Raw genomic sequence first — 14,822 nt, 5'->3', positions numbered from 1 at the left:
GGTCCGGTTCTGACGCGGGCGCGCTTCGCGGGCTGTGCGGGCACGTGGCGGGCGTGCGCTGGAGGGCGCGGTCGTTGTCGCGCGTTGCGCGAGGTTTGGGGCGCATTTCTCCGTTCGGGGCGAGCATCATCCGCCCCGAGCGGCGGAATCCGCCCCAAACCGTAGAGTCCGCGGAAACGTCGCGAGCCGCCCACCCGACGACGGGGGAGCGGCTCGCGAGGAGTCAGCGGGTCACTGACCCGAGTAGGTCTCGACCTTCACGACCTCGACCGAGATCTCTTTGCCGTTGGGCGCGGTGTACGAACCCTTGTCGCCCTCTTTGAGCCCCATGATGGCGGCACCGAGGGGGGACGCCTCGCTGTAGACGTCGAGCTCGGAATTCGCGGCGATCTCGCGGTTGCCGAGAAGGAACTTCTCTTCGCCGCCGGCGACGATCGCCGTCACGACGGTGCCCGACTCGACCACGCCGTGGCTCTCGGGGGCCTCGCCGACCTTGGCGTCTTTGAGCAGCTGCTGGAGGGTGCGGATGCGGGCTTCCTGCTTGCCCTGCTCGTCTTTGGCGGCGTGGTAGCCGCCGTTCTCCTTGAGGTCTCCCTCTTCGCGTGCGACCTCGATGCGCTTGGCGATCTCTTCGCGACCCGTCGTAGAGAGGTGCTCGAGCTCGTTGTGGAGGCGGTCGTAGGCGTCTTGCGTGAGGAACGTCACCTGAGCGTCGTTGGACACGGGTACTCCTTCGTCGAGGCGCAGACGGCGATGCGTTTTCGGGCCGTCGGCGGGGGATATGTCGAACGCCCCGGCATCGAGCCGGGGCGCTTCCTGACCTACGAGTTTACGGTACCCAGCAAGCGTTGACAAAACCTGTCGTCGCCAGGGAAAGCGTGGGAATCGTCTCGGTGAAGGCGCGGGTGTGATCCTCGGATGCCGGGTACTCCACGACCCGCCAGCCCACGGTGCCGTGGTCTTCGTCGCGGGCTTCGAGGGCGCAGGCGACAGGTTGTCCGGTGGGGCCGGTGATCTGGAACGTGGCCGACACGGACTTGTCGTTCTCGACGGTGAACCCGGTGTCGGTCGCGGTGACCGAAGCGGCGCTGCTGGCGAAGGTCGTCCACCCGAGGTAGCCGATCGCGCTCAGTGCCAGGACCGCGACGATCGTCCAGCCCAGGATGCGGCGCCGCGGGGAGCGCGTGCGCCCGTAGCGGTCATCGAGCAGGGCTTGCGTCGTCATGGTCTCTCCGGGCTTTAGGCTGGAGTTCCAGGCTACGCGCTTCCGCCCGGACCGAAGGACTCCATGCTTCCCGTGATCGTCGCTCTCGCGACCACACCCTCCCCGGTCGTCACCCCCGACGAGTCGATCGTCACGCCCGGGCCGCTCGGCTTCGCCGCGATCGCCTTCATCGGCGTCGCGGTCTTCCTGCTCGTGTGGGACATGCTGCGCCGCATCCGCCGCGGCCGTTACCGCGAGGAAGTGAACGCCGAGCTGGATGCGGAAGAGCAGGCCCGCGCCGCCGAGAATGCCAGCACGGTCGACGACCAGGACATCGACCCGGCCGCTCCTCGCAGCTGAGTCGTTGCCGGGGTCCCCGGCATCCGGAACCTCTGTCGCCGTACGAGTCGCCGCGGCGCGCCGCTCGGGTGGCCCGCACGCGACGAACTCACGCGCGACGCGGGGCGGGATCAGCCCCCGTGGTACGCGGGGGCGAGCGAGATGAGCAGGCACGCCGTCCAGTGGCAGAGGAACGCCAGCACGGTGCACACGTGGAAGATCTCGTGGAACCCGAAGTGCCCCGGCCATGGGTTGGGCTTCTTGAGGGCGTAGACGATCGCCCCGGCCGTGTAGAGCAGGCCGCCGACGACGACCAGCACCATCATCGCCACGTTCGCCGCGAGCAGGTCGCCGAGGTACATCACAGCGGCCCAGCCGAGCGCGAGGTACAGCGCGACGTAGAGCCAGCGCGGCGCGTTGATCCAGAAGACGCGGAACAGGATGCCGAGGATCGCCCCACCCCACACGATCGACAGCAGCAGCGTGGTCTTGGGGGTCGGTAGGGCCAGGACCGCCAGCGGGGTGTACGTGCCGGCGATCAGCAGGAAGATGTTGGCGTGGTCGATGCGCTTGAGCACGGCCAGCATCTTCGGCTTCCAGGTGAAGCGGTGGTAGAGCGCCGAGTTGCCGAACAGCAGCATCGACGTCACCATGAACACTGCTGCGGCCCACTTGGCGGGCGTGCCCTGGGCGAGGGCGATCAGGACGATGCCGGCGACGATCGCGACGGGGAACGTGCCGGCGTGGATCCATCCGCGCCAGGTCGGCTTCATGTCCTTCTGCGCGCCGAGGGCCCCCGCTTCGAGGAGGGGGAGCTGGGGCATGTCGGGGCCGTCGGCCGGGGTGGAACTCGTCACCCTTCCGAGATTACGTCTGCTCCCATGCGCCGCAGGGAACATGAACCGATGCTCACCCTTCCCCCAGGAATCGACCACCCGGGATACGAGGGGAAGGCCTCGACGCGGTAGCGTAGGCGGGTGGCGCGCGAGCGGAAGAACGAGGGGCGGGGTCCCCTCTACCGTCTCTACATCTCGCGCCTGCGCCGGCGCATGCCGACCACCGTGCCGCACCACGTCGCGATGATGATCGACGGCAATCGTCGTTGGGCGCGCCAGCTCGGCTACGACAGCGCCGCGCACGGTCACCGCGCGGGTGCCGCGAAGATGCACGAGTTCCTGCGCTGGTGCGACGACCTCGGCATCGAGGTCGTGTCGCTCTACCTGCTCTCCAACGACAACCTCGTCAAGCGCGACAGCAAAGAACTGCAGGAGCTGCTCGAGATCATCGCGCAGCTCGCGGGAGAGCTTTCGCGCGAGCCGAACTGGCGGGTCCAGCACGTCGGTCGCGCCGAGGGCCTGCCGCCCGAGCTCGCCGAAGTGCTGCACGAGGCGACGGAGCGCACCCGCGGCCACAAGGGTCTGCACGTCAACCTCGCCGTCGGCTACGGCGGGCGGAGCGAGATCGTGGATGCCGTGCGCTCGATCATCGTCAAGCACGACGAGTCGGGCGGGTCGCTCGAAGAGCTCGCCGCGAGTCTCACCCCCGAGCAGATCGGCGAGCACCTCTACACCGGTGGCCAGGCGGACCCCGACCTCGTGATCCGTACGTCGGGGGAGCAGCGGCTCAGCGACTTCCTGCTGTGGCAGTCGGCCCACTCGGAGTTCTACTTCGTCGAGGCTCTCGGCCCCGACCTGCGCGAGGTGGACTTCCTCCGCGCCATCCGCGACTTCGCGGCGCGCGACCGCCGGTTCGGTCAGTAGCACCCACCCGGCCGGCCGCCCGGTCGCGCGCACGGGTGCCCGAGCGGCATCCGGTGAACTACTTCACGGCTGCGAGACGCGTGAACGCGCTGTTCACGAACTCGTCACATTCGCGGCGTGTTAACGACCCTCGAGGGTGTCGCGGAGTCGTACGGTGATCACATCGGACACGGAGTCCGGTCGAGTCGACCTTCGGATCGCGACTCGTGACCCACAGGTCGACTCGTGAAAACCGGGTGAAACACCCGGGTCGGGAGTGGGTTGTGACTGCACGAGCACCGTACGACCAGCGTCACGTCGTCGAGAGCACCGAGTCCGAAGCCGGAGCCGATCAGGCCCTGCGCACGTACGTCCTGGACACCTCCGTCCTGCTGAGCGACCCCCGGGCGTTCTTCCGCTTCGCGGAGAACTCCGTGGTGATCCCCGTCGTGGTGATCATAGAACTCGAGGGCAAACGTCACGACCCCGAGATCGGCTATTTCGCGCGGCAGGCCCTGCGCCACCTCGACGAGCTCCGCATCGAGCACGGCCGCCTCGACTTCCCCGTGCCCGTCGGAGACGACGGCACGCTGCGCGTCGAGCTGAACAACACCGACCCCTCCGTGCTGCCCTCGGGCATGCGCACCGGCGGCAACGACAGCCGCATCCTCGCGGTCGCGATGAACATCGCCAAGGACGGCGCCGAGGTCACGGTCGTGTCGAAAGACCTGCCGATGCGCGTCAAGGCGGCCTCGCTCGGTCTCAGCACCGAGGAGTACCTCGCCGAGCAGGCGATGGATTCGGGCTGGACCGGCATCACCACGATCGACCTCTCGGGCGACGAAATCTCGGACCTGTACGAGACCGAGGTCGGGGTGAGCCCCGCCGTGGCGGGTCTGCCCGTGAACACCGGCCTCGTCATCCACTCCGAGCGGGGATCGGCGCTGGGCCGCGTGACCGGCAAGGGGGAGTACCGCCTCGTGCGCGGCGACCGCGACGCCTTCGGGCTGCACGGCCGCTCCGCTGAGCAGCGCATCGCGCTCGACCTGCTCCTCGACCCCGAGGTCGGGATCGTGTCGCTCGGCGGGCGCGCCGGCACCGGCAAGTCGGCCCTCGCCCTCTGCGCGGCGCTCGAGGCCGTGCTCGAGCGCCAGCAGCAGAAGAAGATCATCGTGTTCCGCCCCCTGTTCGCCGTGGGCGGTCAGGAGCTCGGCTACCTCCCCGGCGACCAGGCCGAGAAGATGGGGCCCTGGGGACAGGCCGTCTTCGACACGCTCGGCTCGGTGGTGTCGGGCAACGTCCTCGAGGAGGTGCTGGCTCGCGGCCTGCTCGAGGTGCTGCCTCTGACCCACATCCGCGGCCGATCGCTGCACGACGCGTTCGTGATCGTCGACGAGGCGCAGTCCCTCGAGCGCAACGTGCTGCTGACCGTGCTGAGCCGCATCGGCCAGAACTCCCGCGTGGTGCTGACGCACGACGTGGGCCAGCGCGACAACCTGCGGGTCGGTCGGCACGACGGCGTCGCCTCGGTGATCGAGACGCTGAAGGGCCACGGCCTGTTCGGGCACGTCACCCTCACGCGCTCGGAGCGCTCGGCCATCGCCGCGCTCGTGACCGAGCTGCTGGAGGCCGGCGAGCTGTCCTGACGAGATCGAGGAGGGCCGGGATGCCGCGGTGTCCCGGCCCTTCGTCGTGCGGGGGCCGACGGGGAGCTGATGTCGGGCGCCGCGGCATCCGGGAACTCCCTCGTCACCCCGCGGTGCGCCGGCCGGTGCCGATGTCCGTAGATGAGAGGGTTCTCATCTGCGACTCCCCGCGATCTCACGAACGCCCGTCAGGGTGGAAGCACAGGCGGGGAACACCCCGCCGCCGCCTCGGCGGATCCCCTGGAACGAGAGCGTCACGCGCAGGTCACCGCTCTTCGGGTGAGTCGGAAGACCACCGGACGCATCTCCCTGAGCCCCCGGTTCCCCCACCGGGGGTTTTCGGGTTTCCGCCGTCACTCCCAGCGGTAGCCGGCCCCGCGGACGGTGACGATGTGGGCCGCGCCGATCTTTGCCCGCAGGTAGCGCACGTAGACGTCGACGACGTTGGAGTTGGGGTCGAAGTCCATGCTCCACACGCGACTCAGCAACTGCTCCCGGCTGAGCACCTGCCCCGCGTGACGCACGAACTCCTCGGCGAGGGCGAACTCGCGGGCACTCAGATCGACCTCGCGCGAGCCGACGGTCGCGCGCCGACCGAGCACGTCGAGCGTGACCTCGCCGTGGGCGAGGGTCGCGACCCCGACCGTCACCGGCTCGCGCAACCGCAGGCGCACGCGCGCCAGCAGCTCGTCGAACTTGAAGGGCTTCGCCACGTAGTCGTTGGCCCCCGCATCGAGCCCGTCCACGGTGTCACGGGTACTCGTACGCGCGGTCAGCATGATGACGGGGATCGTCGCCCCCTGCCCGCGCAGGCTCCGCAAGACCTCGAAGCCGTCCATCGTCGGCAGTCCCACGTCGAGGAGCACGAGGTCGCACGATCCCGACAGGGCGGTGTCGAGGGCTTCGGCGCCGTCGTCGACGATCAGGGTCTGGTAGCCGGCCGCCTCGAGTCCCTTCGCGACGAAGGCCGAGATGCGCTCTTCGTCTTCGGCGATGAGGATGCGGGTCATCCGGTGGCCTCTCTCTGCAGCACGACGTCGCCCGCGCGCACCGGGGTCGGCAGGGCGGCCGAGGCGCGGACGCCGGTGACGGGGATGTGGAGCGTGACCGTCGCGCCGCCGCCGGGGGTGTCGGAGACGGAGCAGCGGCCGTCGTGAGCTTTCGCGATGGCGTCCACGATCGACAGGCCGAGGCCCGAGCCGTCGACACCGCGGCGCGTCGACAACCGGTCGAACCGGCGGAACACGCGGTGGCGGGCGGCGGGGGGGATGCCGGGGCCGTGGTCGCGCACCCAGAGATAGGCCGTGGTGTCGTCGGCGGTGCTGCCGATCTCGACGGGGGAGCCGGCGGGGGTGTACTTGGCCGCGTTGTCGGCGAGCTGCAGCCACGCCTGCACGATGCGGTCGGTGTCGCCGAGGATGCGCACGCGCGCACGGTGCGCGACGGACCAGGGGTGATGGGGGATCGCGCCCGCGAGCTCGGCGACGCGGTCGGTCAGCGCGGAGACGTCGATGACCTCGGCCGCCAGAGCGTCGGTCTCGACGTCGGCCAGCGCGTCGATGTCGTCGACGAGGCGCGTCAGCCGGTCGAGCTCGGCGATGCCGAGCTCTCGCGTCTCGGCCGCGTCGTGCGGATCGGCGGGATCCATCATCTCGAGGTGACCGCGCACGATGGTGATGGGGGTCTTCAGCTCGTGCCGCACGTCGTCGAGCAGCTGGCGTTGCGCATCGACCGACATCGCGAGGCGGTCGAGCATCGAGTTGACGGAGGTGGCGAGGTCGGAGATCTCGTCGTTGCCGTGGGCGCGCAGGCGGTCGCCCATGCGGTCGATCGTGATGGCGTCGGCGGTGTCGCGCAGGCGCTTCAAGGGCGAGAACAACCGCCCGATGACGAACCACCCGGCGACGGCCACGAGCACGAGGACGACGGCGCCCGTCACGGCGTAGCTGGCGGTGGAGAGGGTCACGAGCTCCATGCGCTGGTCGACCGAGATCAGCTGCACGACCACGCCGTCGGTCACGGGCACCGCGGCGTACATCATCGGACCGTGGCTGCTGTCGACCCGCCCCGAGAGCTCTCCGTCGGCGATGGCCGCGGACAGCGACGAGACCAGGGCGGCGTCGCCCGCGACGTCGAGACCGGGAGGTGAGGGCGTCGAGGCCAGCACCCGTCCGCCGACGAGGGCGACCGTGCCGTCGCTGCGACCGGGGATCGCCGCCGAGGCGAGCGCGACCGCGCTGCCTCCGCTCGACGACACCGTCGCGACGAACCCGTCGAGCTGGCGTTGGGCGTTCTGGACGACGCGTTCGCTCTGCACGAGGAAGGTCGCCCCGCCCGCCAGGATCAGCCCGAGCAGCACGACGCCGAGGATCGCGCCGAGGAGTCGCACCCGCGTCGAGAGAGGTCTCGTCGCGGGGCTCATCCTTCGATTATGGCGCGCCTCGGCGTCGTGATCGTGCGGGGGCGGCTCAGCCCGGGTGCGTCATCGACAGCAGGTCGAGCTTGGCGTCGAGCACCTCTTCGGTGATCTCGCCGCGCTCGACGTAGCCGAGGTCGATGACGGCCTCGCGCACCGTGATGCCCTTGGCGACGGAGTGCTTCGCGATCTTCGCCGCGGCCTCGTAACCGATGACCTTGTTGAGCGGGGTGACGATCGAGGGCGACATGCCGGCGAACGCCTCGGCGCGCGCCACGTTGGCCTCGAGGCCGTCGATGGTCTTGTCGGCGAGCACGCGCATGGCGTTGGAGAGCAGGCGGATCGACTCGAGCAGCGCGGTGCCCATGACGGGGATCGCGACGTTGAGCTCGAACGACCCCGAGGCGCCGGCCCAGGCGACGGTGGCGTCGTTGCCGATCACGCGGGCGCACACCATGAGCGTGGCCTCGGGGACGACCGGGTTGACCTTGCCGGGCATGATCGAGGAGCCGGGCTGCAGGTCGGGGATGTGCAGCTCGCCGAGACCGGTGTTGGGCCCCGAGCCCATCCAACGGATGTCGTTGTTGATCTTGGTCAGCGACACCGCGATGGTGCGGAGGGCTCCGGATGCCTCGACGAGGCCGTCGCGGTTGGCCTGGGCCTCGAAGTGGTCCTTCGCCTCGGTGATCGGTAGCTGGGTCTCGGCCGCGAGCAGCTCGATGACCTTCTGCGGGAAGCCGAGCGGGGTGTTGATGCCGGTACCCACGGCCGTGCCGCCGAGGGGGACCTCTCCGACGCGGGGGAGGACGGCCTCGACGCGCTCGATGCCGAGGCGCATCTGGCGGGCGTAGCCGCCGAACTCCTGGCCGAGGGTGACGGGGGTGGCGTCCATGAGGTGGGTGCGACCCGACTTCACGATGCCCTTCCAGGCGTCGGCCTTGGTCTCGAGGGCGGTCGAGAGGTGCTGCAGCGCCGGGATGAGGTCGGTGATCAGCGCCTGGGTGACGGCGATGTGCACCGAGGTCGGGAAGACGTCGTTCGACGACTGCGAGGCGTTGACGTGGTCGTTGGGGTGAACGGTGTCGCCGAGGATGCGGGTGGCGAGGGTCGCGAGCACCTCGTTCATGTTCATGTTCGACGAGGTGCCGCTACCGGTCTGGTAGGTGTCGACCGGGAAGTGCGCGTCGTGCGTTCCGGCGACGACCTCGTCGGCGGCTTGGGCGATGGCATCCGCGATCGCACCGTCGAGCGTGCCGAGCTCCTTGTTGGCGAGGGCCGCGGCCTTCTTGATGCGCGCGAGGGCGGCGATCTGCGTCGACTCGAGCCCCTTCCCCGAGATCGGGAAGTTCTCCACCGCGCGCTGGGTCTGCGCGGCGTAGAGCGCGTCTTTGGGCACCCGCACCTCACCCATGGTGTCGTGTTCGATGCGGTACTCGATGTCGGTCACGTCGTCGTTCCTCCAGGTCGTTCGTTCGGTTCTCAGATGCGGGGGTCTTCTACGTCGCCCACGATGACGACGGGGACGGCTTCACCCTCGTCGAGGCGGTAGTTCGCTCCGACCACGGCGGTGCGGCCCTCGGCCACGGCTTCGCTGATCAGTTCGGAGGCGCGCAGCAGGTCGGCCACGGTGTGGCGCAGGTGCTCACGGCCGACGAGCTCGGGGTCGACGTGCTCGGGCAGGTGGCCGTCGACGACGTTCTCTCGCTGCACGCGGCGCACGGCGGGCACGATGGGCGCGATCTGCCGCCAGATGTACGGCGGGAGCGTGGGGGCGTCGGCGCCGGTGCTCTCGATCGCCGCGCCGACCGCTCCGCACGCGTCGTGCGCGAGCACGACGATGAGCGGGACTTCGAGCACGCCGACGGCGTACTCGAGGCTGCCGATCACCGAGTCGGAGATGACCTGGCCGGCGTTGCGCACGACGAAGAGGTCGCCCAGACCCTCGTCGAAGATGATCTCCGCGGCCAGGCGCGAGTCGGCGCAGCCGAAGAGGGCGGCGCTCGGGTGCTGCGAGGAGGCCAGCTCGGCGCGGCGCTCGACGTCTTGGCGGGGGTGGGCGGGTTCGCCCGCGATGAAGCGCTTGTTGCCCTCCACCATCTGCTGCCACACCTGACGGGGGGTCATGCGCTCGCTCACGGGACCTCTCTCAACTGCTCGATCTGGGATGTGACGGATGCCGCCGCGAGGGCGGCCGTTTCGGGTGCGGCGTCGCCGTAGACGAGCACGTAGTCGGGCCCGGCGGGGGTGGCGAGCGCGTAGTCGATGTTGCCCGTGCCCGAGGGGTTGGACGGGCGGTAGACGTTCCAGGTGATGCCGCCGACTTCGGTGGTCTCGGTGCTGCGGGTGCCGTCGAGCACCTGGCCGACCCATGCCTCGTCGGCGTCGAAGCCCTGGGCGACGCGGAGGAAGCCCGACTCGCCCTCGCGCACGTAGACCATGGTCCACGCCTCGGTGCCGCCGACGCCCTCGGTGCTCGCCTGGTTGACGCGCCAGCCGTCGCCGAGCGACGGGGTCAGGACGGGACGACCGAGGTCGCTCTCGATGCCGGCCGCGAGAGCGGGAACATCGGGCTGGGGCTGGGCCACCGGCTCGCCGCGGGGCACGCCGGCCACCACGACGAAGACCACCGCGACGGTCACGAGGATCGCGGCGATGAGGTTCTTGAACGTCTTGCTGTTGCGGTAGCGCGCCGAGAACTCCGCCTTGCGGTCGGCGGTCTCTTGCGGGGTCTCGGGGCGGCCGAGGTGCGCGACGATGCGGGCCATCAGTCGTCTCCCTCGCCGCGCGCGGCGTCGAGCCGCCGCTTGGCGCCGAGCAGCCACTCTTCGCAGCGGGCGTAGAGCTTCTCGCCGCGCTCCCACAGAGCCAGGGACTCCTCGAGCGTGGGTGCGCCCTGTTCGAGCTCGGCGACGACGCGCACGAGTTCGTCGCGGGCCTGCTCGAACGAGAGGGTGGCGACGTCGGCGGCGGAGCCGGGGGTCGTCGCGGTCATGTCGTCCATTCTAGGCGCGACCCTCCGACGGGCCGTCGCCGATTGACTCGGCGTCGAGGGGAGTGTTTCCGGATGCCGTGCCCTCGGCGTTCGACCGGGGTGCGGCATCCGTCGTCCCGTGCGGCACCACGTCGGGCACCGCTCCCTCGGACCGGGCGGCGAGCGTGCCGTTCTCGACCGTGAGGCGCAGGGCCGCACCGGCGGGAGCCTGGGCGGCGTCGCGCACGACCGAGCCGTCGTCGAGCTGCGCGATCGCGTAGCCGCGAGCCAGCGTGGCCACGGGCGAGAGCGCGCGCAGGGCCGCGCCGAGCTCGCTCGTGCGGCGCTGCCCGGTCTCGATGCGACGGTCGACGATGTCGCGACCGCGGTTCGAGAGCATCCACAGCTCCTGCGCGCGAGAGGTGAGCATGGTGTGCGGGGTGCGCAGCGCCGGGCGGGAGCGGACCTGCTCGAGCTGGGCGATGTCGTGCAGCACCCGCTGGGTGAGGCGGCCGGTCAGGCGCGCGCGCAGCTGCGACACGAGAGCGCGCTGCTCGCTGACGTCGGGGACCACGCGCTTGGCCGCGTCGGTGGGGGTGGACGCGCGCACGTCGGCGACCTCGTCGAGCAGGGGGCGGTCGTTCTCGTGGCCGATGGCGCTGACGATCGGGGTGGATGCCGCGGCCACCGCTCGCAGCAGTCGCTCGTCGCTGAAGCCGAGCAGGGTCTGCGGGTCGCCGCCGCCGCGGGCGATGATGATGACGTCGACCTCGGGGTCGGCATCCAGCGCCTTCAATGCCGCGATCGTCTCGGGAACGCAGCGATCACCCTGCACGGCGGCGTGCCGCGTGCGGAAGCTCACCCGGGGCCACCGCAGCTCGGCGTTGCGGTGCACGTCTTTCTCGGCATCCGAGTTCTCGCCCGTGATGAGACCGATGCAGTGGGGGAGGAACGGCAGCTTCTTCTTGCGCACGGGGTCGAACAGGCCCTCCGAACGCAGCTGCACGCGCAGGCGCTCGAGGCGCTCGAGCTGTTCGCCAAGGCCCACGTGCCGCATCGCCGAGATCGCGAACGAGAAGTCGCCGGTGCGCGGGAAGTAGTCGGCCTTCACGCACGCGACGACGTGGTCGCCGACCTTGAGGTCTCTCGGCAGCCGGTTGAGGGTGCTCGACCAGATGCGGAACGCCACCGTCGACTCGGTGCCGAGGTCTTTCAATCGCCCGAACACGTTGCCGCCGCGGCGGTTGAACGAGGTGATCTCGCCCTCGACCCAGACCGATCCCCAGCGCTCGATGAAACCGCGGATCGTGTCGTTCAGCCGCGACACCGAGGTGGGGGCGTCGGTGGAGGAGTCGCGCGGGTGCACGCTGTCGGCGGGCGGCGCCTGACCCGGAACGGTCTCGGGCTGGAAAGAGGTCATGTCACTCGCTGGGATGCACGCCGTCGGCGGGGGCCGCGAGAGCCGGACGTCTCTCGGGAGGGGAAGGTCCCATGCTATCCGGACCGGTCGCGCCGGGCGGGTTCGGCCGGTGCCCAGGGGCGCCCCCGTAGAATCGAGGGGTGAGCTCACCTGCCGTGCACCTGCCCGTTCCCCGCATCCCGGGTCGACGCGGACGGCTTCAGGACGTCCCCGTCCAGGGCAAGAAGAAGGTGCTGCTCGCAGCACCCCGCGGCTACTGCGCCGGCGTCGACCGTGCCGTCATCGCCGTCGAGAAGGCGCTCGAACGCTACGGCGCCCCGGTCTACGTGCGCAAGCAGATCGTGCACAACATCCACGTTGTGACCGAGCTCGAGAAGAAGGGCGCGATCTTCGTCGAGGAGGTCGACGAGGTCCCCTCGGGCGCCCACGTCGTCTTCAGCGCCCACGGGGTGTCGCCGGCCGTCGTTTCCGCCGCCTCCGACCGCGGCCTGCAGGCGATCGACGCCACGTGCCCCCTCGTGACCAAGGTGCACCGCGAGGCCGTGCGCTTCGCCCGTGATGACTTCGAGATCCTGCTGATCGGCCACGAGGGCCACGAAGAGGTCGAGGGCACCGCCGGCGAGGCTCCCGAGCACGTCACCGTCGTGAACTCGCCCGCCCACGCCGACACCATCGAGGTGCGCGACCCGTCGAAGGTCGTGTGGCTCTCTCAGACCACGCTGTCGGTCGACGAGACGATGGAGACCGTGCGGCGCCTGCGCGAGCGCTTCCCCGAGCTGCAGGATCCGCCCTCCGACGACATCTGCTACGCCACCCAGAACCGCCAGGTCGCGATCAAAAAGGTGGCCGTCGGCGCCGACCTCGTGATCGTGGTGGGTTCGGCGAACAGTTCGAACAGCGTGCGCCTGGTCGAGGTCGCCCTCGAGCACGGCGCGAAGGCCGCCTACCGCGTCGACTACGTCGACGAGGTCAAGCAGGAGTGGCTCGAGGGCGTCGAGACCGTCGGCGTCACCAGCGGCGCGTCGGTGCCCGAGGTGCTCGTGACCGAGGTGCTCGAAGAGCTCGCCGGCGCCGGTTACCGCGACGTCGAAGAGGTGCGCACGGCCGAGGAGGACTTGATCTTCTCGCTGCCCAAGGAGCTGCGTCAGGATGCCTCGGGCAAGCGCGACAGCCGCGCGCTCGGCGGTCGGGGGCACGCGTGAGCGACGACTCCTCGCGCGGCGATGCACGCCCGGCCGAGGTCGGATCGCGCCCGCGTCCGCAGTTCGGTGAGTACGCCACACCCGAGGAACAGCGCGCCCGCATCCAGCGACCCGAGGTGACCGAGGCGCTCGACGCCGGCGTCGCCCCGCAGCCCGCCCCCACCCCCGAGCCCGCGCGCGCGGCGCAACCGGCCGCCGCGGGCTTCCCCGTTCCGACCACGCGCGGGGCCCGCGTCGATCGCATCGTCACGTTCGGTCTGCTCTTCTACGGCCTGTTCTCGGTGGTCACGACGATCATCCAATTGCTGAACTTCCCCGAGTACGCCGAGACCGGCGCGCGCATGCTGGGCGTCGAGGCGACCTTCACCAACCTGTCGGCCGGTTACGTCTGGGGCGCCGCGGCAGCGGCCGTGTACGGCATCGGGTGGCTCGCCACCGCGGTGCTCACCTGGCGCCGCATGAAGCGCGGCCGCCTCGCCTTCTGGATCCCGCTGGTCGGATTCGTCGTGACCGCACTCATCGCCGGCATCTGCGTCACCATCGCCCTCGTCGGCGACCCGCAGTTCATGTCGGCGATCGTGAACACCGTCCCGAGCTGAACCGTCGGGCCCGGCATTCCGTGTCCCCTGTGGACGAGGGAGAGGGGATGCCGCGATGCGAGACGAACACGCGCAGTTGACAGCGCTCTACGACGCGCACGCGACGCCCGTCTGGCGCTACGTCGTCAGCCTGACCGGTGACCACGCGGGAGCCGACGACGTGGTTCAGGAGACCCTCCTGCGCGCGTGGCGCACACCCAAGGTGATGGCGGACGACCCCGCGTCGCTGCGGTCGTGGATGTACACCGTCGCGCGCAACATCGTCATCGACGAGGCCCGCAGCGCCCGTCGGCGCCACGAGCACTCGGTCGACGAGCTGCCCGAAAGGGTGCGTGACGACGACACGGATGCCATGTTCGATGCGCTCCTGGTCGAGGAGGCCCTCGCGACCCTGACCCCGGATCACCGCGCGGTCATCGTCAGCGCCTACTACGGCGGGCGCAGCGTCGCGCAAGCGGCGGAAGAACTCGGCATCCCGGCCGGCACCGTCAAGTCGCGATTGCATTACGCGGTGCGAGCACTGAGGCTCGCCCTGCAGGAGAGAGGGGTGACCCGATGAGCCACGAACACGATCGACTGTCGTCGTGGGACGGCGCCTACGTTCTGGGCGCGCTGTCGGCGAGCGACCGAGCCGAGTACGAAGCCCATCTCGCGGAGTGCGCGGAGTGCCGCGCCGCCGTCGGAGAGCTCGCACCGACGGCAGGACTGCTGTCGCGCCTGTCGGCCGACCGCGCCCGCGCCCTCGACGCCTCGACCGGTCCGGTGCCGCTCGCGACCCCCAACCCCGCGCTGCGCGGACGCGTCGTCGAGACGGCCAAGCGACGCAGGGCGCGGCGGAGGACGGTGTGGGTGCTCGCGGCATCCGTCGCCCTCATCGGCGTGGCCGTGCCGAGCGTGGTGGCGATCACGAGCTCGGCGCAGCAGTCGGCGGGCACCGTCTACGCGCTGGACGACATCGCGGGAGCGCCGCTCGAGGCATCGGTGCGGCTGACCTCGGCGCCCTGGGGCACGCGGATCGACCTCGTGTGCGAGTACACCGGAGAGGTGCTCGACGCCCCGCCCGGAGGATGGCCCTACGCCTTGGCGATCACCGACGGGTCGGGCGCGACCAGCGTGCTCTCGACCTGGAGGGCCGACCCCGGCTCGACGACCGAGCTGAGCGCGGGCACCGATCTGGCGACCACCGACATCGGCGCCGTCGAGATCCGCACCCTCGACGGCGACCGCGTGGTCATGCGGCACGAGTTCGCCACGCCCTGACACGTGCCGCGGCGTGGCGGGGGCGT

At 70.4% G+C, this 14,822-nt stretch carries 17 protein-coding genes; 7 read left to right on the top strand and 10 right to left on the bottom strand.

Annotation, left to right across the window (positions count from 1 at the left end):
- Positions 1-231: 231 nt before the first annotated feature.
- Both greA and LPW41_RS11570 read right to left on the bottom strand, forming a co-directional pair.
- Positions 232-723: a transcription elongation factor GreA gene (greA, locus tag LPW41_RS11575; RefSeq protein ID WP_144835299.1), complete on the bottom strand. Its 492-nt coding sequence runs from the start codon at positions 721-723 to the stop codon at positions 232-234.
- 106 nt (positions 724-829) lie between these two features.
- Entirely contained in the window at positions 830-1,225 is a 396-nt protein-coding gene (locus LPW41_RS11570) for a DUF4307 domain-containing protein (RefSeq protein WP_144835297.1), read from the bottom strand.
- Between the two features lie 63 nt (positions 1,226-1,288).
- Between LPW41_RS11570 and LPW41_RS11565 the strand changes: the two genes are divergently transcribed.
- A complete protein-coding gene (locus tag LPW41_RS11565; protein ID WP_144835291.1) occupies positions 1,289-1,564 on the top strand; it encodes a hypothetical protein in 276 nt (91 codons plus the stop codon).
- Between the two features lie 110 nt (positions 1,565-1,674).
- Here LPW41_RS11565 and LPW41_RS11560 read toward each other — a convergent pair whose 3' ends face one another.
- Complete coding sequence (locus LPW41_RS11560; protein ID WP_144835351.1) at positions 1,675-2,367, bottom strand: hemolysin III family protein; 693 nt, start codon at positions 2,365-2,367, stop codon at positions 1,675-1,677.
- Between the two features lie 153 nt (positions 2,368-2,520).
- Between LPW41_RS11560 and LPW41_RS11555 the strand changes: the two genes are divergently transcribed.
- Positions 2,521-3,303 carry an isoprenyl transferase gene (locus LPW41_RS11555; RefSeq protein WP_154096339.1) on the top strand — a complete coding sequence of 261 codons (783 nt, stop codon included), beginning with the start codon at positions 2,521-2,523 and terminating at the stop codon, positions 3,301-3,303.
- Positions 3,304-3,566: 263 nt separating this feature from the next.
- Positions 3,567-4,928, top strand: coding sequence for a PhoH family protein (locus LPW41_RS11550; protein WP_230704877.1), 1,362 nt, complete (start codon positions 3,567-3,569; stop codon positions 4,926-4,928).
- A 353-nt stretch (positions 4,929-5,281) separates the two neighbouring features.
- Here LPW41_RS11550 and LPW41_RS11545 read toward each other — a convergent pair whose 3' ends face one another.
- From LPW41_RS11545 to xseA, 7 genes are read right to left on the bottom strand one after another with little or no spacing between them, the layout of a single operon-like run.
- The gene (locus LPW41_RS11545) at positions 5,282-5,938 is read right to left on the bottom strand and encodes a response regulator transcription factor (protein ID WP_144835285.1); all 657 of its coding nucleotides are present in this window, start codon (positions 5,936-5,938) and stop codon (positions 5,282-5,284) included.
- On the bottom strand, positions 5,935-7,350 hold the full coding sequence (locus LPW41_RS11540; RefSeq protein WP_144835283.1) for a HAMP domain-containing sensor histidine kinase: 1,416 nt from the start codon (positions 7,348-7,350) through the stop codon (positions 5,935-5,937). The genes LPW41_RS11545 and LPW41_RS11540 overlap by 4 nt, the downstream gene beginning before the upstream one ends.
- A gap of 46 nt (positions 7,351-7,396) precedes the next feature.
- Positions 7,397-8,791 carry an aspartate ammonia-lyase gene (locus LPW41_RS11535; RefSeq protein ID WP_144835281.1) on the bottom strand — a complete coding sequence of 465 codons (1,395 nt, stop codon included), beginning with the start codon at positions 8,789-8,791 and terminating at the stop codon, positions 7,397-7,399.
- A 32-nt stretch (positions 8,792-8,823) separates the two neighbouring features.
- A complete protein-coding gene (locus LPW41_RS11530) occupies positions 8,824-9,468 on the bottom strand; it encodes a carbonic anhydrase (protein ID WP_144835350.1) in 645 nt (214 codons plus the stop codon).
- An 8-nt stretch (positions 9,469-9,476) separates the two neighbouring features.
- Complete coding sequence (locus LPW41_RS11525; RefSeq protein ID WP_154096341.1) at positions 9,477-10,109, bottom strand: DUF4245 family protein; 633 nt, start codon at positions 10,107-10,109, stop codon at positions 9,477-9,479.
- Positions 10,109-10,336, bottom strand: a complete 228-nt coding sequence (locus LPW41_RS11520; protein WP_144835277.1) for an exodeoxyribonuclease VII small subunit — start codon at positions 10,334-10,336, stop codon at positions 10,109-10,111. Before LPW41_RS11520 ends, LPW41_RS11525 begins: the two co-directional genes overlap by 1 nt.
- A gap of 10 nt (positions 10,337-10,346) precedes the next feature.
- Positions 10,347-11,735, bottom strand: a complete 1,389-nt coding sequence (gene xseA / locus LPW41_RS11515; RefSeq protein WP_154096342.1) for an exodeoxyribonuclease VII large subunit — start codon at positions 11,733-11,735, stop codon at positions 10,347-10,349.
- Between the two features lie 140 nt (positions 11,736-11,875).
- On the opposite strand from xseA, the gene LPW41_RS11510 reads away from it, so the two are divergent.
- From LPW41_RS11510 to LPW41_RS11495, 4 genes are read left to right on the top strand one after another with little or no spacing between them, the layout of a single operon-like run.
- Positions 11,876-12,937, top strand: coding sequence for a 4-hydroxy-3-methylbut-2-enyl diphosphate reductase (locus LPW41_RS11510; protein WP_186325601.1), 1,062 nt, complete (start codon positions 11,876-11,878; stop codon positions 12,935-12,937).
- A complete protein-coding gene (locus LPW41_RS11505; RefSeq protein ID WP_154096343.1) occupies positions 12,934-13,536 on the top strand; it encodes a DUF6264 family protein in 603 nt (200 codons plus the stop codon). The genes LPW41_RS11510 and LPW41_RS11505 overlap by 4 nt, the downstream gene beginning before the upstream one ends.
- A 55-nt stretch (positions 13,537-13,591) precedes the next feature.
- Positions 13,592-14,095, top strand: a complete 504-nt coding sequence (locus LPW41_RS11500) for a sigma-70 family RNA polymerase sigma factor (RefSeq protein WP_144835271.1) — start codon at positions 13,592-13,594, stop codon at positions 14,093-14,095.
- Entirely contained in the window at positions 14,092-14,796 is a 705-nt protein-coding gene (locus tag LPW41_RS11495; RefSeq protein ID WP_154096344.1) for a zf-HC2 domain-containing protein, read from the top strand. The genes LPW41_RS11500 and LPW41_RS11495 overlap by 4 nt, the downstream gene beginning before the upstream one ends.
- Positions 14,797-14,822 lie beyond the last annotated feature (26 nt).

It is taken from the genome of Microbacterium sp. JC 701, assembly GCF_021026215.1.
GTDB classification, from domain to species: domain Bacteria; phylum Actinomycetota; class Actinomycetes; order Actinomycetales; family Microbacteriaceae; genus Microbacterium; species Microbacterium algihabitans.
The sequence above is the reverse complement of the archived record's forward strand: the minus strand, read 5'-3'. Positions and strand labels throughout refer to the sequence as shown.